We start from the raw sequence: 25,335 nt of genomic DNA, 5'->3' as shown, positions 1-25,335 counted from the left end.
TTGCCAGCATGAGCGGAACACTTCTGGCATTGGCCTATCGTAATATGTCATATCCGATACTTGAAACGGTGTATGCCCGATTAAAGGTCTATGAGCGTTTGCTGGACACAACTAATATTAGATAACTGGTGAATTCCTGCCGTTGAATATGTAGTAGGTGGCCATTCAAATAAGCAGATCCTTCTATGATGAAGGATCTGCTTTGGATTTTCCTATACCTGTCCTCTGCATGCTTGCTCAAGCCCTTGAAGTAATGCCTCCATTTCCTGTCTAGTTTCAGCGTTTGTAATGATGCCTTCTGAGTTCAGCTTTAATGTGATATGCGGAATAATGACCTTTCCATTCTCCACAATCTCTGCATTGATCATTTGCAATGTGAGCAGCAGCGAGGCATGCGCCAGATGGCCGCCCATAGGAGACGGTGACGCGCTAATGACCGCTGTTGGTTTATTTACAAATTCACCTGAAGATACGAGCCAATCCAAGGCATTTTTCAAAGCACCCGGCACCCCATTTCCATATTCCGGTGTACAGATCAGCACTCCATCCACTTGTTTCAATTGTTCCCGTAGCCCTCTTACGGAAGCTGGCCCCTCATCTACATCCAAGTCAGGGTTAAAATGCGGGAGATCTTCCAACCCATCATAGACTGTGAACATCATATTTTCAGAAGCCAGCCCCATAGTAGCCTTCATAAGTGCTGTATTGGAGGACTTTTGACGAAGGCTACCCGATATAGCCAATACCTTAATTTTCTGTTCCAACCGTATCATCTCATTTCTCCGAACTTGATCTGATCTTGCATATTCAGTGTACTATAGCTAACAAGAGAATTAAAAAGTGGATGAGCGTCAGCGATTTTTCCTGTGAACAAAAGGGCAATAAAAAAATGCCTGCGGTTTCGCAGGCATTTGTGATATATCAATAGTCACTATACTAGGGCGGAATCTGTATTGCTGAATCAAGTATCCTTCTCTTGCTTGCGTTTTATCCCAATCAGATCAAGGAAGAAAACAAACAACGGAATACCTACAATCAAGCCCCAAATTCCAATCAGATGCTCAGAGAAAATAAGTACGACAAAGGTAAAGAAGATCGGTAAATTCGTTTTGGATGACATCAGCTTCGGATTTAAGAAATAGGCCTCAATCGCATGAATCACCACGATCAATATAACCAGATAAATTACATATTGAATGCCACCGACACTGAAAGCGATCAGGCCGAGCGGTGCCAGTGAGATAAACACACCTGCCACCGGAACCAATCCCAGTACGAAAATGATGAGCGCAAGACCGAGCAGATTAGGGAAGCCCATAATCCAGAGCGCAATCGTGGTCAATATACAGTTAATAAGTGAAATCAGCAGTTGAGCCTCCAATACCTTCCCGAACGTACCCAGGAACATACGGCCGAAATGACCCACTTCCTTGAAAAACCAGCCCAGCTTGCTATCTACAAACGTAGCTGTAAAGCGTGTAATATAGGATTTTTCCATCAGGAAGAACAAGCTCAAAATAATTGACACCAGAAGTTGTGTTCCCAATTGACTGACCTTCATCACTGCACTCAGGCCAGGCTCAAATAGCCGCTGAACATTCAGTGTGTCCATAAATTCGATAATCGTTTCGTTCCATTGATTACGATCAGGATACATATACGCTTGCTGAATCATGAGATACACCTGCTTGACCTGTACAATGATTAGCGGCACCATTCGGTAAACGCCCCACACCATAATCAGGATCAGCAGACCATACACCAGTAGCAGTACGACCATTGACGGTACATTGACGAACCGCTTGACCAGCTTATTCACTCCGTTATATATACTGCCAATCAAGATCGTAAGCAGCAGTGTTAACAACATAATATTCATCATGCTTCTTAACATAAACAACAGCAAAACGATTATCGCAAGGACGGCTACCCGCCTGACGCCCGCATGATTCATCCAGTTTCTTACCATTCGTCTTTATTCCCTCTCTCCCACTTGACTGTCAACTTTGCAATCTTCCTGAGCATCAACTTTCTCTTTTTAACAATTTACTGTTAGCGATCAATAGAGAACCTACCATGACTAGGATAGCAATAGACCACCAGAATGTATTTTTAGCATCATCATGATCTACAATAATGAGCCTGATGACAGCCGTGATCCCAATATAGATAAAATAACGTAATGGAAAATGAAAATTGGTTTTAAAGTACTTAACTATTAATGCTATGAATTCAAAGTACAAGAAAAACACAAGCAACTCTTCCGTGAATTCATAGTAATTTTTGTCGCCCTCTGCGTACAAAAAAACATAAGAAAAAATGGACCATGTTTCTTTTAGCAGTAAGAAGCTTAAAATCAGCCCGACCAGAAATAGCGAGATATTTAAGATCATTTGCAGAAAACCAGGTAACTTCTCAATATACTTCATTAATGCATTCAATACAGATCCCCTCACTGGTTGTACAGTATCTTTATTTATATTATCGGTGGTATACGTGAAAAATGCTACATTACTTTTGGGGTCACCTTAATGAAAGTTTATATTCGCCCCTGCAATATAACCAATAGAGATAAAGATAAGCGTCCATATCAGAGAACCTGCGCTTGCCACCAGCATATATTTTCGGACAGGCATCGCACTAATGCCCGACAAATAGCTTGTCGCATGTCTGACTCCTGGGATAAAATAACCGAACAAAATGGTCCACAACCCAAAGCGCGCAAACCACCCCTTAACTCTTGCAAATCGCTTCGGTGTCAATCCAACCCACTTGCCGTGCTTATCCACCAAGGGCTGGCCCAGCTTTTTGCCTAGCGTGTAGCTGATCATCATCCCTGTCATTGCACCGATGAAGCTGACTAAGATAGACACCGAATAATTCAGTACCATAATAGAAGATAAATAGCCGACAAACACCATAATAATTTCATCTGGAACCGGTAGGCCAATAATCCCAAGAGCAAGAAGAGCAAAAATAGCGATATATCCGTATTGTGTAATCATGCTGATGGCCCATTCCATAGGAGCGCCACCTCCTGACCGATTATTTTTTGAAGGACGGGAAGGGAATACGGCTAACCATCAGGAACGACAGCACTACCATTAACGCAAGCAACAACCCCGGCTTCAAATGCTCACTCCATAAAAACATAAAGGACAAAATCACTCCCGCCGCCGTAATCGGCATACCCACAAAGCCTTTACTAAAAGCCATTAGGTTGAATCTTGCCAATCTTACCGCACCACATATGACAAACAAAACAGCCACAAGTGGTCCTACCCAATGGGTATCTCCCAGCTTGTATAACAAGATCAAGAAAGCAGGGGCAACCCCAAATGAGACCACATCCGCCAGCGAATCGAGCTGTTTGCCAAAATCACTGGAACAATGCAGCAGCCTTGCCAGTAAACCGTCTAATACATCCCATAAAGCAGCCACCACCACGAGAATAAAGGCGGTCATGTATTGCTCATGAATCGTGAAATACAGGGATAAGACCCCTGCCCCCAGGTTTGCAATCGTGCATAGTGAGGGCAACCAATTCCATTTCATACTCTTAACTCCTTTGCCATAACTTAGCCTCCGAATATAACAACAAAACGGACGCCGTCCTTGGTATTCTCCACCTTAAAGTGGAATTCGTGCAAATCCAAAATTCGTTTGACGATCGACAGCCCGAGCCCTGTCCCACCTGTCTGGCGGCTTCGGGACAGCTCAGCCCGGTAAAAGCGATCCCATATCTGCTCCAGTTGATCATCAGGAATGGTCTCACCTTTATTTTCAATGGAAAAGGAACTGATTTCCCCATCACCTTCGATACGAATCGTGATTGAGCTTCCTTCCTCAGCATGTCGTATGGCATTGACAACAAAGTTGATAATCACCTGTTCCATCCATCCTACATCGGCATGGATCGGCATCTCATTGGCGGGGATAATGACTACTTCCAGCTTTTTCTCCTTCAACAAATGGAATAGCTTGTCCACGACCTCCTCCACCAGCTCACTCAAGATAAAGGTCATCTTGCGAAGCTTGAGAGTACCCGATTCCAATTTGGCGAGGTCCAGCATATCTTTGACCAATCGCTCCATTTTGTCCGCTTCCTCTACAATGACTTTCATATAATGATCCTGCTTCCCGGCGCTAACCCCATCTTGTAATCCTTCTGCGAAGCCTTTAATGATACTCAGCGGAGTTTTCAGTTCATGAGAAGCGTTGGCAAAAAAGTCTTGTTGCACAGCCTCCATCCTCTGCTTCTGTTCCATATCCTCCACTAATTGCTGATTGGCCTCCTGAAGCTCGCGCAAAGCGGTGTCCAGGTTCTGGGACAGGGTATACATGCTGTAGGACAAGCTGCCCAGTTCATCATTCTGCCGGATTGGTGTATGGGCTGTAAAATCGAGCTTAGCCATCCGCTTGGCGGTATTATTCAAAGCAATGAGCGGGCGGGTCACCATCCGAGAATAGAACAGAGACAAAATTAGAATGAGTGCAAATCCTCCGATCCCTAAGTACAGATAAAACCAGCGCAAAGCCTCATTCGTCTCACTGATTTCCTGCAACGATGTCACAGTGAACAGGAGGTCGATCTCGCCTGTGCTCTGACGAACAGGATGGACTATAACTGCATTGCGTACCCCTGTCCAAGGTTCCGTCCAATCTTCCTCCAACACTTCGAAATTCTTAAGCTTCTCCAGATGCGACTGTGATAAAGGGAACCATTCCTCCAGCGCACTAAACAGTAAACCTTGTCGCTGACTCCATGTTTTCAGATCCGGCAGTACAATCTCTGTCACCGTACCGGAAAACCTTACACTGCCACCTGTGCTTGCCTCTTCCAAAGTTGATCCTATACTTTTGAAGCCAAGCTTCTGTATGCCGGTTGGATAAATTAAATTGGCGGAGGATATGCCTTCCGTTCCCAATCCCTCACCTTCAACCGTTACCGTATCGCCAGGCTGAATCCGGGCAGCTCTCAGCTCATCTCCATACTCACTCATAAACAGAGACAGCGATATTTTAACGATTTTACCATCTGCTTTTCTTACATTGATATGAAACGCATCATCCAGCTTTACTTTGCCGTCCAGCGTTACAATCGCCAACTGGTTTTTATTTTGAAGCATAAAACGAGCTGCCTCACGCGAAACCCTGCCCGATCCCCAAGCCTCCTGGACATAACTTTGACCGAAGCTTTGCAAACGACTTTCCACACGCCCAATCTTCTGTTTCTGATAAAAATTTTCAAAAAACAACAATTGACTTAAAATCACCATACCGTAAAAACACAGGAAAAACACAACCGTCATAATGAACAACTTAAAGGTAACTCCCCGTTTGTTCATTCTTCCTCCTCAAACCTGTAGCCAGTACCAAAAATAGTGCGGATATGGCGTGATTCACGGCCCAGCTTACTTCTCAGCTTTTTGATATGCGTATCGACAACTCGTGTATCTCCTTCAAAGTCGATGCCCCACACTCGGTTCAGTATCGCATCCCGTGAAATAACGATGCCTTTATTATGTATAAGCAGCCGCAGCAGCTCATACTCCTTGGGCGTCAGTTCGACTTCCGCCTGATCCACCTCAAGCCGATGAGCCATCGTGTTGAGAATGGCACTACCGAACCGCAAGATATGCGACTCTGGCTGCACATGTCCTTCCACCCGTTTCATCAGCGCGTTCGCGCGAGCAATCAGCACCTTGGGGCTGAATGGTTTGGTCACGTAATCATCGGCTCCTAGTTCAAAGCCTAATATTTTATCATCATCACCGGATTTGGCTGTCAACAAAATGATCGGCACACCTGAACGGCTGCGCACCTGGCGGCACACCTCCCAACCATCCAGTTCCGGCATCATAATATCGAGTATAATCAGGTCAGGCTGCACCGAATCAAACCAGATAAGTGCATCTTTTCCATTGCCTGCTTCATAGACTTCCCAATTATTTTGTTTAAAATAATCCGCAATCACTTCACGAATACGTATTTCATCCTCGACAAGAAGAACTCTTTTCTTCAATCGACTTCCCTCTTTCGGTCATTCTAGGACACCAGTATATCAAAGACATGTGTTCTTTATGTGTTCTTGACACTTCTTATCAGCAAAAGTTCTCATCCGCAAATTTCACCTTGGATTAGGGCAAATTTGTCATCGCTCAGACCATCTCTTCCTCTAAGATCCTACCCTATAATAAGTTGAGATACAAAAAGCCTGACAGGAGGGTAACACATGAGCAATCAAACCATTCAGTGGTTTTCCACTTCCAAAGCTAAAGCTTGGCAATCCCAAGCTCACCATTTGACCGATACCCAAGAGAGTGCCAACCTAATCCTTACAGGAGAAACATATCAGCTTGTAGAAGGCTTTGGTGGCTGTTTTAATGAATTAGGTTATGTGGCCCTGAATCATTTGGAAAAGGACGACCGAGATCGGGTGCTTCATTCTCTCTTTCACCCAGAGGGCGAGCACAAATTCACGATATGCCGACTTCCTATTGGAGCGAGTGACTACGCGCTGGAATGGTATAGCCACAATGAAACAGACGGCGACGTGGAGATGAAGCATTTTTCCATCGAGCGCGATCAGCAGTATCTCATTCCTTTTATTCGAGAAGCGTTACAACTCAATCCGGACTTAAAGTTGTTCGCTTCACCCTGGAGTCCGCCGACATGGATGAAATCACCGAAAGCCTACAATTACGGCACGCTGCGCTGGGAAAAGGATATTTTGAAAGCGTATGCATTGTACTTTGTCAAATTTGTTCAGGCTTACCGGGAGGCAGGGATTACGATCCATCAGATTCATGTTCAAAATGAAGTCATTGCCGATCAGAAGTTTCCTTCCTGTGTATGGACCGGAGAGCAACTGCGTGAATTTATTCGCGACTATTTGGGTCCTGCTTTTGAGGAACACGGACTGGATACGGAAATTTGGCTGGGCACCATTAACGCACCCGATCCGTGGGAGGAATTAATGAAAAAGACTTCGACCGGATTCGATGAGTATGCCCATACCGTGTTAAGTGACCCCCAGGCCTACAAATATATTAAAGGTGTAGGCTACCAGTGGGCAGGCAAAAATGCCATTCAGCGCACCGTTGCCAGTTATCCTGAGCTTCGTTACATGCAAACCGAAAATGAATGCGGTAACGGAGAGAACTCATGGGACTACGCCAAATATGTATATAATCTGTACCAGCACTACTTCACCAATGGTGTGAATGCTTATATTTACTGGAATATGGTTTTGGAACCGAAAGGCAAGAGCACATGGGGCTGGGAGCAAAATTCGATGATTACCGTTGATCCAACGGATCGAAAACCTGTCCTGAATCCAGAGTATTATGTCATGAAGCATTTTTCTCATTTTGTATTACCGGGTGCCCGACGCATCGGACTTCGTGGCTCATGGACTGGAAATGCAGTTGCTTTTCAAAATACAGACGGGCAAAGAGTGCTAGTCATCGCCAATCCGTTCAAGGAATCTCGAGTACTGAACCTGTCTATCGGAGAAACAACACACCGCTTGGAGCTGGAGCTGGAGCCGGAGTCCTTTAATACGATGGTGATCCCTTCTTAACGCCGCAGTTTTCTGCAATTATGCATATTAGGAAATGTTACAGTCCTGTTTTTCGGTTCTGCGTAATCATCATGCTTCACTGTCCAGTCGATCCGTATCCAAACGTATGCATAGTTTCCAAAATGGATGTATATCCTTTTGCGTATAGTAACTATAAATAGTATACTTGGAATAACTATGGACAGGAGGTCGATGAATATCACTACTGTAAAAGACCGGATTGATTTGAAGCTGATTAATTGTGATAAGGAATTGACTCTCGCGGTCATCGGTGGAAAATGGAAGCTGATTATTTTGTGGCATCTCGGTATGGAAGGCACCAAGCGGTTTGGTGAATTGAAGAAGCTGATCCCCCATATTACGCAAAAAATGCTGACTAACCAATTGCGCGAGCTGGAAGAAGATAAACTCATTCTACGTAAAGTCTATCCTGTCGTCCCTCCGCATGTGGAATATTCACTGACAGAGCATGGCGAAAGCCTGATTCCGGTACTGAGAGCAATGTACGATTGGGGATCAAACTATCGCGAGAACGTGATTTGGAAAGAAGAAGAAGCGGTTCAAGACGTCACACCCGTGTGACCAGCAAACAAGCATTTTGCGAAATGCTAAACTATATTTCTCGTAGAGGCGACCCTGGGAAGATCCGGGGTTGTTTTTTTGTGATATAAAGACATTCTCCAAGATAATAAAAGATATGGATGCAAGTATCCGTTTCCATTGGCATTAAAGCTCGTTTTCCGCTACATATCCTCATTTTACACTTGTATTCGTGATTTACATTACATCCGCTGTGACGTATGATTCTTCCATCCCTATTTACAGTGAACTCGAGAAGGAGGCCATTCTAGCATGAGCATGACGCTTGCCCAGCCCACAACGTCCCAAGCGACCCAATTACGCATTGGTTCCATGGAAATGATTCAATACGATTATCGTCAATTTCCTGACTCGAAACCCTATCAACACCATTGCTGTGGCTTGCTTACTATGTCGTGTAACGGCGCTCAAGGTCTGGCAGAATATGAGTTACCTGAAATTAAAGGCGCCTTTGACCTCGTCCGCTGGGCTTCCGTGTTTACCTCACTCAAGGGTCTGTCCTTAACCGAGGCTGAGCAATATATTCAGCACCACGCTGATCACTGGGGGCCTGATAAAACAGAGCTGGCTCTATCAGCCTTATCCGATCTGACTGCCCATGCGAACCTGCACATTCTCTCCCCATTAGCGACCATCCTCCCCCCTCGGATTAGTCGTTCGTATCTCATCGAGCATGGCCTGGTCTACTATTCATTCTAAATATCGTCCACCACTCCATTAGCAATCTACTTTCCAGTTCATGCAAAAAAGCCTGAGACTGTTTATCACAGGCCAGGCTTTTACACTTTCAGCACAGAGTTGATCACACTTGCAGTTTACCTGCACGAATATCGTCTGTCATTCCTTCATAAGGTGCTTGGGAAATTAATTGTTCGTTGTTCACACCCGCATTTTCGATGAATGTAATATCTGCAAATTCAGGCACCACATACTTTGGATACGTTTCATACTTTTCACGCGATTCTTCCATTAGCGGAATAAAATCGTTTTGGTAGCGCACAGTGATTTCCGGATGCTCATGAACCCATTTAGGGAAGAAAATAATGCCGTGCATACGTTTTTCTTCAGGCATAAAATTCAGAGACACGTCAGTGCCTGTCGGTTCGGTCCACGATACTTTATACACGTTTTCCACCAGTTTCGCCAGATTGACCTTCTGATCACGTACCCAGCGGCCACCTACCATACCACTATGAATGCGATAATCGATCGTATCTTCATTTTTAATATATATTTCATACTCCCAACCATTCTCATAGGTGTAAATCATGTGGCTGCCGATAAACTTGTCCATCTTGCATCCTTCTTTCCTAAATTATAATTTTTCATGAATTGAATAGGATACCAAAGATAATAAATATTCAATTCAAAACATGTAAATATAAACATGTTTTTAACTACATATAAATTGTAGCACTGTGGTATACTAGTGTCAAATACCGTTTTACGAGGAGAGCTACGTTGAAACGCACTTTAAAATATGCCATTTTGGGCCTGGTTCACAAAGAGGAAATGAGCGGCTACGATATTACGAGCCAATTCAAGCAGGAAATCGGACAATTTTGGAGCGCCAAGCACAGTCAGATTTATCCCGAGCTCAAAAGGCTGACCGAAGAGGGACTCATTGAATATCGGACCTCCATTACAGGAGCCAAGCTGGAAAAAAAATTGTACTGCATTACCCCCAAAGGAACCCAAGAGCTGACCGAATGGCTGCTAAGCCCCAAGGAGTTACCGGAAACGGAAAAAGATGAGTTTATGCTTATGCTGTATTTCTCAGCGGCCATCCCCAAGGAAGAGAACAAGCGATTGTTCGAGGACCAGATTGCCAAACGTAAAGAAAAGCTGGAGTATCTGTACGAAAGTAAAAAATCCCTCCAACAGCTGGACGAGAATCTTCAATCCCCCGGCTCTAACCAATTCGGGCATTATCTGGTGCTGAGCCGTGCCATTAATCGGGAAGAAAGCTATATTACGTGGCTGGAAGAAACACTGTCCCTGTTTGAATAGCCTAAAAAACCTTCAACGTCACGTAGATTCGTGGTATTGAAGGTTTTTCTAAAATAAGTACGTGCAAACTAGTCTGCCGTCGTAATCGAAGAGCCGTAATCTTCAATATGGATATCTGTGCTAAACCGTACAGGAATGGTACTAAAAGTGGTATCCCAATCCTCTTTGACCTTACGCCAAACTTTAGGATGCTGAATCCTCAAGGCCTCTCCGAAACCTCCGACGTCAACCTTCAGCTTTTGCATTTTAGCTAACGTTTGTTCAGCTAATGAATTCACTTTCTCCTGAAAGAGACTCTCTTCTTGTCCAAGCACATTGTTGCTACGCAAATTTTCATTCTTTATATGCACCTCCGAAATGCGTCCCTCTGAGGTCATTTTTACCTGAAAGGAAATGTCATCCCCCTGAACGATGGCCTTGATCTTGCTTTTCACCGCTTTGATCTCATATGCTATATTTTTACCGGTTTTCGGATCGCTGCTTTTCAGCACGCCTCCATCCAATTGGCCTTTGATCCACATAAGACCCTCGACCTCCGACTCATTCAGATAACCACCGTAGGTTTGTGTCTTTCCCTTGATGATTCCCGCACCTGCGAGCTTGATTTCATTCTCCGCCGTAATGACATTAGGTAATATAAAGCTTCTTTCACCCTTCATGGGTCCGATCACTTTAGCCAAAGCCATGGGCTTTATCAACCGCGCGTTCCGTTTACGGTTTTGGAATATATCCTTTAATATATAAGCAGGAATCTGACCAGGAATTTTCTCCTGAAGCGCATTCCCCGCCTTGTCTGTACTAATCAGTAGCTGTACGCTGGGCCGAATGTCATTATCCCCCAAGAAAAAGTCCAGCAGCTCATACAACGGAATCTTGCGAAGCAGACTGGAGCTGATAATAATCGTTTTCAAATGTTGCCCGATGGGAGGTCGATTGGTCCGCAATGAAATTTCTCTGAGCATTTCAAAAACGGAATCCCCCGTTTCCGTAATATTAAAAAATTTTTTAGCTTGCGGGGAGGAGCTATTGGAGCCTCCGCTTTCCTCTGGGATGACAAATTGGAAGGTTCCAGTGATTAACTCTTTTTTTGGATAATCTCCTCCTTTTCGATTAATTTGCTCTTCTTGCGAAGATTCTGCCTCTACATCCATAGCAATACCTGTCATCAGATTTAGATCCTCCACCGGCGAGCTGCTCCAACAACCTGAAAGTGTACAACATACTAGGAGTGCGGTCATTCCGAGTAATCCCGACCGTGCCCTCATCATGACCGCACCTTCCTCCAGCGAGAAATAAGCAGAAGTGGCAGTGGAAGCAGAGCGAATAAAACAAAAGCTCCATTCCCCAGGATCGTTCCAAAAGAAAATAACTCATTCAGATTTTTGGGAATTTGGGATAGGAAGTAGATGATCGGAAGCAAAATGAACAGCGTCTTGGAATAAGAGCTATTCAAAATTTGAGAAACTCCGAGCGAAGCGCAATAAAAAGCAATACTAAATGTGGAAAAAATTTGCATGATCCAAATGGTCAACAATAAGGATTCGAACCGTTCCAATAACAGGTACTCCACTTCAAAACTGCGAGCCAAATCTAAAAATGGCCAGGTTCTGCTCAAGACTCCTTCGAACGAAAAAGCGCCAATGCACAGGATCAGCGTTGCTGTATAAAAAGCGACCGCGATCCCGATCGCCAGTCCGATTGCCTTGGTTGCTTTCTCGGGTTTTTCCATCCGACAAAAAATAATCAGCAAGGACTCTGTCCCCGTTAATGTCAGGATTGTAGTCTTGAGCGTTCTAACCACTGGCATCACCCCCTCCGACAAGACAGGACGCAAATTATTCAATTCGAAAATATTTAAACTCAGCAAGCATATCAACAAAAAGATAGCCGTCGTAATCGGGAATATTAATTGGCATATTTTCCCTAATGAGCTTACTCCTCCCATGCATAGGTACAGAGAGAGCCACATAAAAGGTGCTGAAATTGCCCACGCCGGAGTGCCTTCAAGCAGAAAGAACGACGTTACTTCCTCCACAGATCGGATTTCAAATGCGGCTATACAAACAAAATAAATAACAATCAGCATACCAATCCCTTTGCCAATGACTTTGCCTGTTATCCGCTGAACATACTGGTAAAAGGTGCTTTCTGGAAACCTTGAACTTAGTTTGATCATAATCCATCCGAGCAGGAAAGTGCCCCCCCCTGCTAAAATGACAGATATCCACGCATCCGGTGTTTTTGCAACTTCAGTTGCTACTCTGGGAAGGGTAAGCAACCCGGCAGCCAGCATAAAGGAAACCACAATTGCCGTTGTCTGCAACGTTGTAATTTTATCCGCTTTTTTCCCACGGGCCATCTTGCTCCCTCCTGTGTTGAGCTCATCCTTGTCGCTTAGGGTCTTTATGCTTCAAAAGAATGGGTCTATTTTTCATAAATTGCAGCGGTGCTCGTATGAAGTAATCTTTCCAGTCCTTCAACGAACGGGGGACCGTTAGACTCAGGAACGGCACACCGAAGCTGTGTAATTTAACCATATGAATACTCAGCATTAGGAAAAACATGATTACGCCATACAACCCGAAGGTGGCCGCCGTAAACATGGCTCCAAAGCGCATGACACGCATGGAAATCCCAGCGCTGTATACAGGGGCTGAAAAGGAAGAAATCGCTGTAACGGCCACCACAATTACGAGAATCGGGCTTACAATCCCAGCGTCAACAGCGGCCTGTCCAATAATCAAACCGCCAACGATGCCCATCGCTGGACCGATGGGTTTGGGGAGCCGAAGTCCTGCCTCGCGTAAAATTTCGATGGAAATTTCCATAATCAGGGCCTCAATCAGTGTCGAAAATGGGACCCCCTGTCTCGCACTGATAATCGAAATGACCAGCTTGGTTGGAATCAATCCGGGATGAAACGAGATAAAGGAGATATAGAGCGCCGGGGCGAACAGCGATATGAAAGTTGCCATAAAACGAAGGAATCGTATAAGCGAACCCGGTATCCATCGTTCATAATAATCTTCGGGGGACTGGAGCATCATCCCATACGTTACAGGCATAAGAAGCGCAAAAGGTGTACCGTCCAGCAGAATCGCCACACGTCCCTCCAGCAATGCAGCCATGACCCGATCCGGTCTCTCCGTATTTTGAATTTGCAGAAAGGGGCTAAGAAAATTATCCTCAATAAGCTGCTCCACATAGCCCGACTCCAATACCTCATCCATATCAATGGTTTGGACCCGCCGCTTCACCTCATCCACAAGCTCCGGGTCGGCAATGTCTCTGAAATACACCACCATCAACTGCTTCTCCACTCTTTTTCCAACTTTGAAGGACGACATGGCCAGTTCCGTACTTTCTCCATGTCTGCGCAGCATTGCCGTATTATCGCTGAGGGTCTCGGTAAAACCGACTCGCGGTCCTCGCAGCACCGATTCCGATATCGGGTCCTCCACCCCTCGTGTATTCCCTTTGGGTGTACCCAGCACAAAAGCGCCGGGTATGCCCTGAATTATAAGTATGACAGAACCGAACAGCACCTTTTGCAAGGAGAACTGCACCTCTAACGTATACTCTGTCTCCGATACCAGCATGACCTGACGAATAAACATATCCCGAAGCTCTTTTCCTCTCGGAAGATCCTCCCCGCCTTGTCCTGAACTGCCCCAATCCATCAGTGGCTTTAAAATGTTCTGATCCATGCCAACCTTGTCTGTTAATCCATCCACAAAAAAAAGTGTACCTACAGCGTTCAGTTTTCCCAGGAAAATAGATCGTTCGTTCACATCTGCCATATCCGCGACGGCTTGTCTGACTTTTTCTATATTCGCCTCATAATCTTCGGTAAAGGTTCCCTTTTCCTTCTCTGCCTCACTTACAGACGGGTTGCGATCTGCCTGCTCCGAACGGTCTTCTTCTTCTAGAAGCTTTAATCGTTCCATACGTCTGCTCTCTCGACCATCCATCGCTTTAATTTGTCGTACCGTCAGAAAAATAATCAAAGGTATGATGAACAAAAAGACAGCTTCTATCCATACGTTCCATTTGGGTATATGAGTTCCGATGACCTGCCACACGTTCTTTCCTCCTTTACTTCCATAGGATTTGTATATAGATTTACCTGGATTAGAAAAAAGATGCATGGACGATAGGTGGGATGGAATAAATTTCTTTGCTCACAAAAGGAATAAAAAGGTGAATTTGATAGATGAACTGTAGTGTCAAATGTAGAAATCCATGATAATATCTATTCATTCTATGACTAATGTCACAAATTTGTTGAATTCGTGGTCCATTATTCGAATCTAAAAAGGAGTTGTAGGTATGAAGAATCATTTTTGGAAGAAAACCGCTGTGTTGAGTTTGTTAGCGGTCATTTTGTTAGGTGGAACGGCAATCAGTCCCAAACAGGCACATGCAGGTTATGAGCCTTATATTGGGGAAATTACGGTGTACCCGTACATGTTCGCTCCTAAAGGTTGGCTAAAATGCGAGGGCCAGATCTTGAGCATTGCTCAGAATTCAGCATTATTTAGCCTGCTGGGCACTAATTTTGGCGGCGATGGAATGAGCACATTTGCATTGCCTGACTTGCGCGGAGCTTCCCCGTTGCCAAATGTAAACTACTACATCGCAACCGAAGGGGCATACCCGTCCCGCCCATAAGATGAATACGCTCAATAGTGTGCTATTTAATAAAGAAGAGGTGATAGCGTGCTCGAAGGCAATAACTTCACACGCAACAAATTGAAACCCTATCGGTTGCTGGTTCCATTGCTGCCATTCATCGGCGGTGCGTTCCTGCTCATAGGGACGAATGAGGCACATGCTGCCGGTTGGGAAAATGTAGTGTTGCACAAGCCTGTAAGCTCAAGCGGTTACACGCAACCCTATGATCCCTCCAGAGCGGTAGATGGGTCAATCGAGCCAACAAGCCGCTGGTATCAGGCAAGCAATGGTGAAAAATGGATCCAGGTAGATCTGAGAGATTGGTATACCGTAGATCGATATGTTGTTACAGGTATGGGTGTCCATTATGGATGGAACGATCAACGTGATCCATACAGTTTCCGATTGCAGACAAGCAGCAACGGAATTAATTGGGTGACTGTAGATACCGTCCAGAATAATGAAAGCTCTAATGTTGAAAAGAGCATTGCCCCTGTAACTACACGATACTTGCGATTAACTATTGATCAAGGAAATGCAAGAAACAATCAATGGACTTCCATCATGGAATTCGCAGCTTATGGGGAGCAATTGCCTATTCCACAGGCTCCGGGCCATTTTGCAGGAACCAAAAATGGAAATACAGTGGAGTTAAGCTGGGATGCTGTTCCTTATGCAACATCATACAAAGTCATACGAGATAGCGTAACGCTCTATACAGGCAGCTTAACCCAATTCATAGACACTTCAGCCTTGCCGCCAGGTGAAGCAATTTATACGGTTCAGGCTGTGAATGCTAAAGGGGAGAGCACTCCCTCAGAGGTTAAAGTGATTATACTTACCGATGCCGAGAGAGTTGCACAGGCAAAAGCCGCTCTTGCTTTAGGCTTTGCATCTGGAGATACAGCTGATTCGGTATCTCAAAATCTGACACTACCCCTCACTGGATTGAATGATACGACGGTGAGCTGGAGTTCGGATACTCCTGACGTCATTACGAATGAGGGGGCTGTCACACGCCCGCGGTACGATCTGGGTGACCGAAAAGTAAAACTTACAGCTACGATTGCAAAAGGAACCGCCTCGGATACTCAAACTTTCGAAGTTACCGTACCGAAGATAACTGCACATGATACATTGGATCAAGCAGCAGGTGCCCTCTCGCTTGGCGATTTGTCTGCGCTGACAGAAAATATATCTCTCCCATTATCCGGTTATGGTGGTACGCAGATCGAATGGTCCTCGTCCAAACCTCTTGTCATTGCATCAGATGGAACACTCACCAGACCCTCTTATAGTAGTGGAGATACTGACGTTATCCTAACGGCTACCCTGCAACTTGCAGGCTTAACGAAAACAAAGAATTTTACTGCGCATGTATTCCGTCTGCCCATGAGCGATACAGAAGCCGTTGACGCAGCATACAGGGCGCTTGAGTTGCCAATGACTACAGTAACCGGAGACGTATATTTGCCAAAAGACGCATTGAATGGTGTTCAGGTGTCATGGTCATCGACTCAGCCCCAGTTCCTGGATCATACGGGGCATGTAACATTCCCAAGCTATGTGCAAGGCGATCAGACCATCACGCTGGAAGCAGTTGTGTCACGAGGCGGGGTTGAGCTGCGAAAAACATTCAGCCTGCTCGTGCCCGCACTGCCCGTAAGTGCTGATGAAGCCGTAAATTTGGCAGCAAATACACTAAATTTGGATTATCCGCAAGGGATTAAGGATTCCATTGCTCTGCCTCGTACAGGAGCATTTGACACCCAGATTGACTGGTCTTCGGATCAACCGGATATCCTCAGCAATAGTGGTCAGGTGAATCGGCCTAAATATACAGACGGTGATGCGAATGTACAATTAATTGCCATTATTTCTAAAGGTGCAGCTTCTGTACAAAGAACATTCACGATCACAGTGCTGAAGGCATTGCCGAATACACCTTACGTACGATTGAACGGCAGTAATCCAATTGTTCTGGAAACCGGCGACAGCTTCACTGATCCAGGAGCCAGCGTACTGGACAGTGTTTACGGCAATATCCTGCTCCCTGAGCTTTCAGGTAGCGGGAATGTTGATACAAATGTACCTGGTGTATATGTATTGAACTATGCTTATAGCGACAACGGGGGTTGGACGGCAGAGCCTGCAGAACGCCATATAAACGTGCTGCCTCGTGCTGTTACAGCCGCAGCAGGCAATGAGGATATAGCCTCTGTGATCGTTACAGGCGCCTTACCGAACGCACGGCTTGAGCTGTACAATGCTCAGCAGGAGCTTATAGCGGAAGGAATTGCTTCCGGAGAGGGTAGATATACATTTATACCCGTTCCTGAAGGAGCCACCTACTATGTGCTACAGAACGTAAATGGCATGAAGAGCGCTCCGTCAGGGCTAGTGTATCCGCAAGGGTTAACCGCGCAGCGCGTTGCCGATTCCATCACAAGCATAACACCTCCTACAACAAGTGATACATTGCTCAGGTTGCCTGTTGTACCTGATGGTTTCCGTGTGACCATCAGCAGCAGTAGCCAGCCAGACATCGTGCGTACAGACGGAACTATTGTTCAAGCAGGTACTCCTTCCGTTGTAACTATCATGCTGGATGTTATGAGGGTAAGTGATGGTTCTCATGCTTTGACGCAAGCCATAGAAGTCACCGTTCCTGCCAAGGTAATTGCGAATACAGGCAAATCTAACAAAGATAAGACTGAGGATCTATCTACTTTCGTGCCACAGATCGGATTTTCCGAACAAGGGAAAGAGTTCTCCCTCTTTGTTCCTTCGCCGGCATTTCTGGATGAGCAGATACAGCAAGCACTTCGTGAGGGCAAAGCATACGCAGACATTCGTTTGGAGCAGGAAAAACAAATGAGTCGTGTTCTCCTTCCTCATTCTTTACTGAATAAGTGGGATAAGATGGGTGCATCGGTAATATCCCGATATGGAACACTGAGGATATCCAGTGACACCTTAACCAGCATGGCCTCAGGTCAGCAGGACGTTACATTGTCATTCCAGCAGGTAGATGTACAGCGTGCACAGCAGATCCGTGATTGGGCTGAGCAACAATCCAGCCTGACGCTGATGGGTCCGGTTACAGACATCAAAGCTAATGTGACAGGGACATCGACCATCATTCTACCGCTGGATAACGAATCCTTAGGTGAGTTACACAATGCAGAGCCCCAGTTCTCCATTCTTGTTATTCATGAGAATAGCGAGCGTGAGATTCTAAAAGGTACTGCTGTAATGGATTCAAAAGGGATTTTGTCGGGTGTGAGTCTGAATACGACCGGGTTAGGTACCTTTGCCATCGCCACAGATGCAAAGCCTCAAACCGGTCATACCCGTGTGCAAAATGCCCCAATCAATTCGTCAGATTCGCAAGAGCTAGCTCAAGTATGGCCAGATGTACAAGGCCATTGGGCTGCGAAGTCCTTGCAATCTCTTGCAGACAAAGGCTGGATACAAGGCTATAAAGACGGCAACATACGTCCTGAGCGCGCTGTAAGCCGTGCAGAATTTGTAGCCATACTGACCAGAGCATTGGGAACTGCTGGAGATGAGAGCCCTTCTACCTCATTTACAGATATGAAGGGACACTGGGCTGGATCAGCTGTGGATTCTGCTTACCGTCAGGGATGGATTCAAGGGCTAACCGCTCAAACTTTCGGACCTGATGAAAGCCTTACCCGTGAACAGGCGATGGTGATCCTGTCACACGCGATGCAGAATCAGACATCCATTTCCAGCACTACTGCACTGCAATCCTACAAGGATGAGCAGCAGATTTCAGCGTGGGCCTCCACAGCATTCCAAAATGCAGTATCCTCCGGCTGGATCAGCGGTTATCCAGATGGAACGCTCAAGCCAAAAGCGGCTATCAGCAGAGGTGAGATGGCTGAACTGTTAGTACGTATGCTTAAATAAGAATTTTCAAGTTTCATAGATCAGATGAGTATAGCCAATACAACGCGGCCTCCAAGCTTTTCGGGGGGCCGTATTTTTTATGTGTATTTTATGTAGGAGCCTTCAACAATCATTTTTGCTTGGTCATTCACCCTTTTCGCTTCAGAAAATATATTATGAGTATCTGCGAAACGGGGCGATGAACCACCTGTCACCTCTACTGTAGGAAGAACGATCAGGAGGAGATATTTGAGCATGAAACATAAAAAACCGTTCAGGTTCAGTGGTGCATCAAAAAAAGATGAAGACTGTAAACCAACAAGAGTAAATAGAAGTATCGAAGATCTTCTCAGGCTGATTAATGAAATGACCGCGATTATCCCCATCGTGTTCGCAAACCCTTCTGCGGCTAATGTATCTTCCTTGCAACAGGTTTTAAGACGTCTGTTGTCTCTGGCGAAAAGCTTAAGGCTTCGCGGCGGGGCCAAGGCAGACTTACTGGCAGCGCTGGAGCTTGCTATTGTTGCGTTAGAAGCTACACCTTTCTCGCCGATCGGCGTAGGTACTGCACTGCAACAATTGCTGGATGCGCTATTGTCCATCGTTTTACAAGAATCCCTCGATCCTGCTCTTAAAGACAGCTTAATCAACGCGATCAGAATCGCTGGAACGATGGTTAGCAACGTATTAGGTGAAACATACTTGTCAGGGGAGCCCGGTGCACAAGGACCCCCAGGGCCTCCAGGGGTTCCAGGGCCTCCAGGACCTCCAGGACCGGTGGGACCCGGCGGTGCGCCTGGACCAGCAGGTGGACCAGGGCCACAAGGGGCTCCCGGACCTATCGGAGCGGCCGGACCTGTGGGCCTTGACGGGCCTGCGGGACCTGTGGGCGCCGCTGGGCCCGCTGGGCCTATCGGGGCCGCTGGACCGGAAGGCCCTGCCGGACCTGTCGGCGCTACGGGTGCTACGGGGCCCGATGGTCTACCGGGCGCAGTTGGCGCTGTCGGACCCGCTGGGGCCACGGGTGTTACGGGCGTTACAGGGATTACCGGAGCCACCGGCTCGGGAGCCATCATCCCGTTTGCTTCCGGAGGGCCTGCTACACTGACAACTGTTCTTGGTGGGCTGGTAGGAACCACAAGTTTGATCGGCTTCGGAAGCTCAGCTACAGGTATTGGCCTCGTAGGCGATACCATTGACCTCACAGGTACGCTTGTAGGACCGCTTATTAACTTTGCTTTTTCCGTACCACGGGATGGCGTAATTACCTCTATTGCTGGTTACTTCAGTACAACAGCTGCTCTGACCCTCTTAGCATCATCCGTTAGCATTACTGCCCAGTTGTTTAGTTCCCCAACACCTAATAATTCCTTCACAGCGATTCCCGGAGCTACCGTTATATTGACTCCCCCACTGACTGACATTGTTGCTTTGGGAACGATCTCTAGTGGTATTACTACCGAATTGGCTATACCCGTAACCGCGCAGACCCGTCTACTTATGGTCTTCTCAGCAACGGCTACAGGAGCCTCCCTCCTCAACACCGTGGTGGGTTATGCGAGTGCAGGCATTACCATTACCTGATCCAAGCCGAAAAGGGCCCAACAGGATTGTCCTGTTGAGCCCTTTTTATTTGTATTCCATCAGATGAACTAAACCGTTTCGAGCGATATTTTTACTTCTTCTCCCTCTTCACAAACAGCGAACGTTTTAACTTGTCCGTGATCAGGCTCTTGAACGATGCCTGTCTGCAGGTCAATTTTCCAGTCATATAAAGGATCATAGATATAATGACCAGATACTATCGCCTCTGTAAGAGGACCTCTTTTGGGATGAGGATTGATATTTTCAACGGCATAAAGCTCATTCTCCGAAGTGCGAAAAACAGCAATTTCGACACCTTTGATGTGGATGGTACGTCCTATTCTGATCGGAAAATCCTTACTGTGACCGACGACAAGCCATTCGGCATTTTTGATCATTTGCTTGATTGCTCCCTTCCTCAGGCATTTTAGATACAATTACACAATAGACGGGGTGACAACCTCGAATAAATTTTTGCGTGAATCCTCATCATTGATGATCTTTTTCCAAGGGTCTTCGACCTGTTGCAGTGCAAATTCGATACGTTCTACTAAAGCTTGGCGATTAGCTGTATCCTGAACGACTGCTTTCTGAATCTCTTCCAGACCGATCCGTTCCACCCACTCCGAAGTACGTTCCAGGTATTGTCCTGTTTCGCGGTAGAGTTGCATTACGCTACCTACAATATCAATCAACTCGGCGTCGGTTTTCACTTTACAGAGTGAATCAGCCAACCGTGCTTTAATACCGCCATTACCACCGATAAAGATCTCCCAGCCCCCATCATTACCTACGATTCCGATATCTTTGGTACATGATTCCGCACAGTTGCGTGGACATCCATTAACCGCTAATTTGAATTTTGCCGGGAAATCCAGTCGTTCGAATTTCCGTTCCAACACTTCTCCCATTCCCATCGAGTCCTGTGTACCAAACCGACAAAATTGCGATCCAACACAGGTTTTAACCGTACGAAGTGACTTCGCGTAGGCATACCCCGACGGCATATCGAGTTCTTCCCATACTTTAGGCAGATCCTCTTTACGGACACCGATCAAATCAAGCCGCTGTCCTCCTGTTACTTTAACGACCTTAACGTTGTATTTAAGAGAAACATCTGCTATCTTCTTCAAATCTTCTGGGGTCGTTACACCGCCGTACATTCTAGGAACAACTGTAAACGTTCCATCCTTTTGAATGTTTGCGTGCAATCGCTCATTTACAAAACGGGAATCCCCCTCATTTTCATAGGTGTCCGGGTTAATCATTCCCAGATAGTAATTCAGCGCCGGCCGGCATTTGGAGCAACCTTCATCATTATGCCAACCCAGTACATTCATAACTTCACGCGTTGTTGTCAGCCCTTTGGTTTTGATCGCTTCCACAATCTCGTCCCGGCTCAATGTTGTGCAGCTACATATTCCTTGCTTGGCTGACGTCTTGAAGCTGTCTCCAAGAACATATTGTAGAATCTGCTCCACGACCGGCTTACATCCTCCACAAGAACGAGTTGCTCCGGTACATGCTTTAATTTCATCGACTGTAGTCAGCCCATTGTCATTAATTGCATCAACAATGGCCTTTTTAGTAACACCGTTACAGCCACACACAATTTCATCATCGGCCATCGTTTCAGCGGATGATGTTTTCGACCCGTGATTGCTGCATCCAGTACCCATGAGCTGTCCATATATTTCATCTGTCATCAATGTTTGCTGACGCACATATTTTTGCAGGCTAGCAGATTCGCTCACATCGCCAAACAGTACAGTTCCAACAATCTTATTTTCACGAAGCAGCACTTTTTTGTAGGTCCGCTTCCACTCATCTTTTGCAACAATCACCGTATGTTCAGGCTGGGTTATGAATTCGCCAGCTGAGAAAACATCCACCCCTGAAATTTTGAGCTTGGTGGAAACCACCGATCCCATATAACCTTCAGTTTCCGCGCCTGCCAAATGTTTGGCAATGACACTTCCCTGCTCAAACAGCGGAGCTACCAGACCATAACAGATTCCGCGGTGTTCAACACATTCCCCTACAGCATATACATCCGGCACAGAGGTTCTCATCAAATCATCGACTACAATACCACGGTTCGTTTCCATACCACTTTGCACAGCTACCTGAATATTAGGCTTGATCCCAACCGCCATAACGACCAAATCCGCTTCCAGCTCGCTTCCGTCTGAAAACCGCAATCCTTGTACGCGATCTTGACCGTACACCTCCGAAGTTTGCATTTGCATAGCAAACTTGATTCCTTGGCGTTCTAGTTCTGCTTTTAGCATCGCAGAGGCTTCCCGGTCTAGCTGACGTTCCATCAAATCTTCCATTAAATGAACGACCGTAACATCCATCCCCAGATTGACCAGGCCTTTAGCTGCCTCCAGCCCCAACAGACCTCCACCAATGACAGCGGCCTTTTTATAGGTCTTTGCCGCTTCCAGCATTGCCGAGCAATCGGCGATATCTCGGAAACCAATAACTCCCGGTAATTCTTTACCCGGAATAGGCAGAATAAACGATTGTGAACCAGTAGCCACCAAAGCCACATCGTAATCAATTTCCAGTCCGTCTTCGGTGAGAATCTTCTTGTTCTCACCGTCGATACTTTTAACCATTTTTCCTGTATATAAAGTAATCCCTTGATCCGCATACCATTGCAAATCGTTCAGTATGATATCATCTATTGTTTTACTACCTTCCAACACATAAGAGAGCATGATCCTGTTATAGTTCGGATGCGGCTCACTTCCCAGGACTGTAATTTCATATTTATCTGTTAATTTTAAAATTTGTTCGACCGTATTGATACCAGCCATCCCGTTCCCTATAACCACAAGCTTCTTTTTACTGTTTATCATATACCGGTTCCTCCATTCATTCGACGCTACTTCCTATCCGACGACATCTCTACGTTTCTAATGAATATTGTTTATGCTTCTATTTTAATACAGCAGATAGAGCTATATGTGACTAGAATCACAATGTAGTTAAAATTAAGAATATTTAGGGATTTCCCTATTCCGTTTCAAGGGATTTTGCTCCATTCTCTACACTGGCTCTCAGTGCTAGATAGCTCTATAACAACAACAGAAGTGTTTCGTGTGAGATCTGCCGTAATGATTAGATTTAAAAATAGTGTAGTTGATGATCATTTGCTCTGGTCATCGAACGAATCTTTCCAGTTCATGTGTAAATACAACCTTTATAAGGAATACTTTAGGGACAACTTGTATCTTAGAATTGATTCGTTTGGAGGTGGTCATCTTGTGGTCTAAAATAATTTCTTATATTCCGAGCTGGAGTATACTCTTTCAAGCAGGCCTCGCGTTGATTATTCCTTTAGGGATTTATTATATAAACACCTCGATTTATTCGTTTGTCGGTAGTAAGGGAGCGAAATCCAAACATTCTTCCGGTCGGCCGCTCTCCGATGAAAATAACGAAGGGCACCTTGATCAACAGAATAAACCAAACTCTAAAATTACAGGGAATTACGATTCCGATTTAAATTCGATCCGAGAGTCTATAGGCGGAAATAGTGATGTGCATTTTCGTGAGTTTATGTTGAAAAAATTTCATGCTCGGTCCGTATTAGTCTTCATAGAAGGCATGCAGGATGAAAAGCTTATGAGCAATCAGGTATTGGAGGTCTTGATGTTTGAGGGCCAGCAGGACCAACAGGAACAGCCGGAAAGTATAAGTAGCTCTTTTATAAAAGATAGCTTGATGCCACTTACGCAAATTAGTGAAGTTACCAGTATGGAGGAACTGCACGAGTTCATCCTTTTAGGTCATACTGCCTTATTAATTGAAGGAATGAAGGAAGCACTACTGGTAGGCTCGCCTAATGGCGCCATTCGCTCCGTCAATGAACCAACCTCTGAAGCACTACTTCGGGGTCCCAGAATCGGTTTTACGGAAGTATTAAGTGAAAATACTTCGATGCTTCGACGCCAGGGCTTAAATAAAAGTCTGGAAATGAAGAAATTTCAAGTGGGAAGCCGAATCAAAAAGGATCTGGTTGTCGCGTACATCAAGGATATTGTGAATCCGGATCTTCTTGAAGAAGTAAACCGCAGAATATCAAAAATAGATATGGATTTTTTGGCTGAATCCGGTTATGTGGAGCAACTCATCGAAGACAATTATTTAAGTCCGTTCCAGCAGGTTCACAACACAGAGCGACCCGACCGTGTCATTAATGCATTACTGGAAGGAAGAATAGCCATTCTTCTGGACGGGACTCCCTTTGCACTTATTGTCCCGGTGACCTTCAGTATGCTGCTTCAATCTCCCGAGGATTATTATGAACGCTGGATTCCAGGTTCACTTTTACGTTTGCTGAGATTTTTTGGAGCTTTCATAGCGCTGATGGGCCCTGCTTTGTATATCTCTTTTATTTCATTTCATCCCGGTTTGATTCCGACCAAGCTGGTCATTAGCATCATTCAGACCCGTCAAGGCGTCCCTTTTCCTTCCGTCATTGAAGTCATGATTCTGGAAATTTCGATTGAAATCCTGCGGGAAGCCGGCATCCGATTGCCCAAACCCATTGGTCCTGCAATGGGCATTGTGGGAGGCTTGGTCATCGGCGACGCTGCTGTAAATGCGGGCATCGTCAGCCCCTTCCTGGTGATTGTGGTTGCGGTAACTGCCATTTCTTCATTTTCGATACCGACATACAGTGCGGGCATTACCTTGCGCCTACTGCGTTTCGTCGGCATGCTCTTTGCAGCAATCCTGGGGATGCTCGGAACCATATTGTTCTTTCTGTTGATTTGTATCCATCTGACGAAATTGAAAAGCTTCGGCGTCCCATATGTGACTCCCTTTTCCCCGATGCGTCTAAGCGACTTGAAAGATATGTACATCCGAGCTCCTATATCTCTAATGAAACGAAGACCTGTTATGATGAAAACGCAGCAAAAAAGGCGTAGACCATGATGCCAAGACGAAGG

At 45.6% G+C, this 25,335-nt stretch carries 21 protein-coding genes; 8 read left to right on the top strand and 13 right to left on the bottom strand.

Annotated elements, in window-relative coordinates:
* Positions 1 to 212: 212 nt before the first annotated feature.
* The 7 genes from MKY16_RS03500 to MKY16_RS03470 form a co-directional block, all read right to left on the bottom strand.
* A complete protein-coding gene (locus MKY16_RS03500) occupies positions 213 to 773 on the bottom strand; it encodes an NADPH-dependent FMN reductase (protein WP_029515862.1) in 561 nt (186 codons plus the stop codon).
* 188 nt (positions 774 to 961) lie between these two features.
* Positions 962 to 1,969: an AI-2E family transporter gene (locus MKY16_RS03495; RefSeq protein ID WP_250243085.1), complete on the bottom strand. Its 1,008-nt coding sequence runs from the start codon at positions 1,967 to 1,969 to the stop codon at positions 962 to 964.
* A gap of 55 nt (positions 1,970 to 2,024) precedes the next feature.
* Complete coding sequence (gene psiE, locus MKY16_RS03490; RefSeq protein WP_340954126.1) at positions 2,025 to 2,441, bottom strand: phosphate-starvation-inducible protein PsiE; 417 nt, start codon at positions 2,439 to 2,441, stop codon at positions 2,025 to 2,027.
* 87 nt (positions 2,442 to 2,528) lie between these two features.
* Positions 2,529 to 3,023 (bottom strand): DedA family protein, encoded by a 495-nt coding sequence (locus tag MKY16_RS03485; RefSeq protein WP_340954123.1) that lies wholly within the window; start codon positions 3,021 to 3,023, stop codon positions 2,529 to 2,531.
* Between the two features lie 22 nt (positions 3,024 to 3,045).
* Positions 3,046 to 3,555 carry a CDP-diacylglycerol--serine O-phosphatidyltransferase gene (gene pssA / locus MKY16_RS03480; RefSeq protein WP_029515866.1) on the bottom strand — a complete coding sequence of 170 codons (510 nt, stop codon included), beginning with the start codon at positions 3,553 to 3,555 and terminating at the stop codon, positions 3,046 to 3,048.
* 23 nt (positions 3,556 to 3,578) lie between these two features.
* Positions 3,579 to 5,348: a sensor histidine kinase gene (locus MKY16_RS03475; protein WP_340954120.1), complete on the bottom strand. Its 1,770-nt coding sequence runs from the start codon at positions 5,346 to 5,348 to the stop codon at positions 3,579 to 3,581.
* Positions 5,345 to 6,025, bottom strand: coding sequence for a response regulator transcription factor (locus tag MKY16_RS03470; protein WP_029515868.1), 681 nt, complete (start codon positions 6,023 to 6,025; stop codon positions 5,345 to 5,347). Before MKY16_RS03470 ends, MKY16_RS03475 begins: the two co-directional genes overlap by 4 nt.
* A 210-nt stretch (positions 6,026 to 6,235) precedes the next feature.
* Here MKY16_RS03470 and MKY16_RS03465 point away from each other — a divergent pair, with 210 nt between their 5' ends.
* From MKY16_RS03465 to MKY16_RS03455, 3 genes are all read left to right on the top strand, one after another.
* Positions 6,236 to 7,585 carry a glycoside hydrolase family 30 protein gene (locus tag MKY16_RS03465; protein WP_340954117.1) on the top strand — a complete coding sequence of 450 codons (1,350 nt, stop codon included), beginning with the start codon at positions 6,236 to 6,238 and terminating at the stop codon, positions 7,583 to 7,585.
* Positions 7,586 to 7,777: 192 nt separating this feature from the next.
* Positions 7,778 to 8,167 carry a winged helix-turn-helix transcriptional regulator gene (locus tag MKY16_RS03460; RefSeq protein WP_029515870.1) on the top strand — a complete coding sequence of 130 codons (390 nt, stop codon included), beginning with the start codon at positions 7,778 to 7,780 and terminating at the stop codon, positions 8,165 to 8,167.
* Positions 8,168 to 8,437: 270 nt separating this feature from the next.
* Positions 8,438 to 8,884, top strand: a complete 447-nt coding sequence (locus MKY16_RS03455; protein ID WP_029515871.1) for a hypothetical protein — start codon at positions 8,438 to 8,440, stop codon at positions 8,882 to 8,884.
* A gap of 103 nt (positions 8,885 to 8,987) precedes the next feature.
* Here the strand turns inward: MKY16_RS03455 and MKY16_RS03450 are convergent, their stop codons facing one another.
* Entirely contained in the window at positions 8,988 to 9,479 is a 492-nt protein-coding gene (locus tag MKY16_RS03450; RefSeq protein ID WP_029515872.1) for a phenolic acid decarboxylase, read from the bottom strand.
* Positions 9,480 to 9,646: 167 nt separating this feature from the next.
* Here MKY16_RS03450 and MKY16_RS03445 point away from each other — a divergent pair, with 167 nt between their 5' ends.
* Positions 9,647 to 10,195: a PadR family transcriptional regulator gene (locus tag MKY16_RS03445; RefSeq protein WP_069010937.1), complete on the top strand. Its 549-nt coding sequence runs from the start codon at positions 9,647 to 9,649 to the stop codon at positions 10,193 to 10,195.
* Between the two features lie 68 nt (positions 10,196 to 10,263).
* Here the strand turns inward: MKY16_RS03445 and MKY16_RS03440 are convergent, their stop codons facing one another.
* From MKY16_RS03440 to MKY16_RS03430, 3 genes are read right to left on the bottom strand one after another with little or no spacing between them, the layout of a single operon-like run.
* Positions 10,264 to 11,463 (bottom strand): Ger(x)C family spore germination protein, encoded by a 1,200-nt coding sequence (locus MKY16_RS03440; protein ID WP_029515874.1) that lies wholly within the window; start codon positions 11,461 to 11,463, stop codon positions 10,264 to 10,266.
* Complete coding sequence (locus tag MKY16_RS03435) at positions 11,460 to 12,554, bottom strand: GerAB/ArcD/ProY family transporter (RefSeq protein ID WP_029515875.1); 1,095 nt, start codon at positions 12,552 to 12,554, stop codon at positions 11,460 to 11,462. The genes MKY16_RS03440 and MKY16_RS03435 overlap by 4 nt, the downstream gene beginning before the upstream one ends.
* A 22-nt stretch (positions 12,555 to 12,576) precedes the next feature.
* Positions 12,577 to 14,277: a spore germination protein gene (locus tag MKY16_RS03430; RefSeq protein WP_340954114.1), complete on the bottom strand. Its 1,701-nt coding sequence runs from the start codon at positions 14,275 to 14,277 to the stop codon at positions 12,577 to 12,579.
* 247 nt (positions 14,278 to 14,524) lie between these two features.
* On the opposite strand from MKY16_RS03430, the gene MKY16_RS03425 reads away from it, so the two are divergent.
* The 3 genes from MKY16_RS03425 (at position 14,525) to MKY16_RS03415 (ending at position 20,368) form a co-directional block, all read left to right on the top strand.
* Positions 14,525 to 14,866, top strand: coding sequence for a phage tail protein (locus MKY16_RS03425; protein ID WP_029515877.1), 342 nt, complete (start codon positions 14,525 to 14,527; stop codon positions 14,864 to 14,866).
* Positions 14,867 to 14,914: 48 nt separating this feature from the next.
* Positions 14,915 to 18,805: an immunoglobulin-like domain-containing protein gene (locus MKY16_RS03420; RefSeq protein ID WP_340884274.1), complete on the top strand. Its 3,891-nt coding sequence runs from the start codon at positions 14,915 to 14,917 to the stop codon at positions 18,803 to 18,805.
* A 234-nt stretch (positions 18,806 to 19,039) separates the two neighbouring features.
* Positions 19,040 to 20,368, top strand: coding sequence for an exosporium glycoprotein BclB-related protein (locus MKY16_RS03415; RefSeq protein ID WP_340884271.1), 1,329 nt, complete (start codon positions 19,040 to 19,042; stop codon positions 20,366 to 20,368).
* A 68-nt stretch (positions 20,369 to 20,436) separates the two neighbouring features.
* Here the strand turns inward: MKY16_RS03415 and nirD are convergent, their stop codons facing one another.
* Both nirD and nirB read right to left on the bottom strand, forming a co-directional pair.
* Entirely contained in the window at positions 20,437 to 20,766 is a 330-nt protein-coding gene (gene nirD, locus MKY16_RS03410; RefSeq protein ID WP_029515880.1) for a nitrite reductase small subunit NirD, read from the bottom strand.
* A gap of 39 nt (positions 20,767 to 20,805) precedes the next feature.
* A complete protein-coding gene (gene nirB, locus MKY16_RS03405; protein WP_029515881.1) occupies positions 20,806 to 23,235 on the bottom strand; it encodes a nitrite reductase large subunit NirB in 2,430 nt (809 codons plus the stop codon).
* A gap of 406 nt (positions 23,236 to 23,641) precedes the next feature.
* Between nirB and MKY16_RS03400 the strand changes: the two genes are divergently transcribed.
* Entirely contained in the window at positions 23,642 to 25,321 is a 1,680-nt protein-coding gene (locus MKY16_RS03400) for a spore germination protein (protein WP_029515882.1), read from the top strand.
* Positions 25,322 to 25,335 lie beyond the last annotated feature (14 nt).

The sequence above is a fragment of the Paenibacillus sp. FSL L8-0641 genome (genome assembly GCF_038006265.1).
In the GTDB taxonomy this organism is placed as follows: Bacteria; Bacillota; Bacilli; order Paenibacillales; family Paenibacillaceae; genus Paenibacillus; species Paenibacillus polymyxa_D.
The sequence above is the reverse complement of the archived record's forward strand: the minus strand, read 5'-3'. Positions and strand labels throughout refer to the sequence as shown.

Excerpts from the sequence above, each read along its gene's own strand:
- MKY16_RS03495 (WP_250243085.1), bottom strand. The coding sequence starts at position 1,969 with ATGGTAAGAAACTGGATGAATCATGCGGGCGTCAGGCGGGTAGCCGTC.
- nirB (WP_029515881.1), bottom strand. The coding sequence starts at position 23,235 with ATGATAAACAGTAAAAAGAAGCTTGTGGTTATAGGGAACGGGATGGCT.
- MKY16_RS03450 (WP_029515872.1), bottom strand. The coding sequence starts at position 9,479 with ATGGACAAGTTTATCGGCAGCCACATGATTTACACCTATGAGAATGGT.
- MKY16_RS03415 (WP_340884271.1), top strand. The coding sequence starts at position 19,040 with ATGAAACATAAAAAACCGTTCAGGTTCAGTGGTGCATCAAAAAAAGAT.
- nirD (WP_029515880.1), bottom strand. The coding sequence starts at position 20,766 with ATGATCAAAAATGCCGAATGGCTTGTCGTCGGTCACAGTAAGGATTTT.
- MKY16_RS03465 (WP_340954117.1), top strand. The coding sequence starts at position 6,236 with ATGAGCAATCAAACCATTCAGTGGTTTTCCACTTCCAAAGCTAAAGCT.
- MKY16_RS03485 (WP_340954123.1), bottom strand. The coding sequence starts at position 3,023 with ATGGAATGGGCCATCAGCATGATTACACAATACGGATATATCGCTATT.
- MKY16_RS03435 (WP_029515875.1), bottom strand. The coding sequence starts at position 12,554 with ATGGCCCGTGGGAAAAAAGCGGATAAAATTACAACGTTGCAGACAACG.
- pssA (WP_029515866.1), bottom strand. The coding sequence starts at position 3,555 with ATGAAATGGAATTGGTTGCCCTCACTATGCACGATTGCAAACCTGGGG.
- MKY16_RS03475 (WP_340954120.1), bottom strand. The coding sequence starts at position 5,348 with ATGAACAAACGGGGAGTTACCTTTAAGTTGTTCATTATGACGGTTGTG.
- MKY16_RS03425 (WP_029515877.1), top strand. The coding sequence starts at position 14,525 with ATGAAGAATCATTTTTGGAAGAAAACCGCTGTGTTGAGTTTGTTAGCG.
- MKY16_RS03455 (WP_029515871.1), top strand. The coding sequence starts at position 8,438 with ATGAGCATGACGCTTGCCCAGCCCACAACGTCCCAAGCGACCCAATTA.
- MKY16_RS03500 (WP_029515862.1), bottom strand. The coding sequence starts at position 773 with ATGATACGGTTGGAACAGAAAATTAAGGTATTGGCTATATCGGGTAGC.
- MKY16_RS03440 (WP_029515874.1), bottom strand. The coding sequence starts at position 11,463 with ATGATGAGGGCACGGTCGGGATTACTCGGAATGACCGCACTCCTAGTA.
- MKY16_RS03460 (WP_029515870.1), top strand. The coding sequence starts at position 7,778 with ATGAATATCACTACTGTAAAAGACCGGATTGATTTGAAGCTGATTAAT.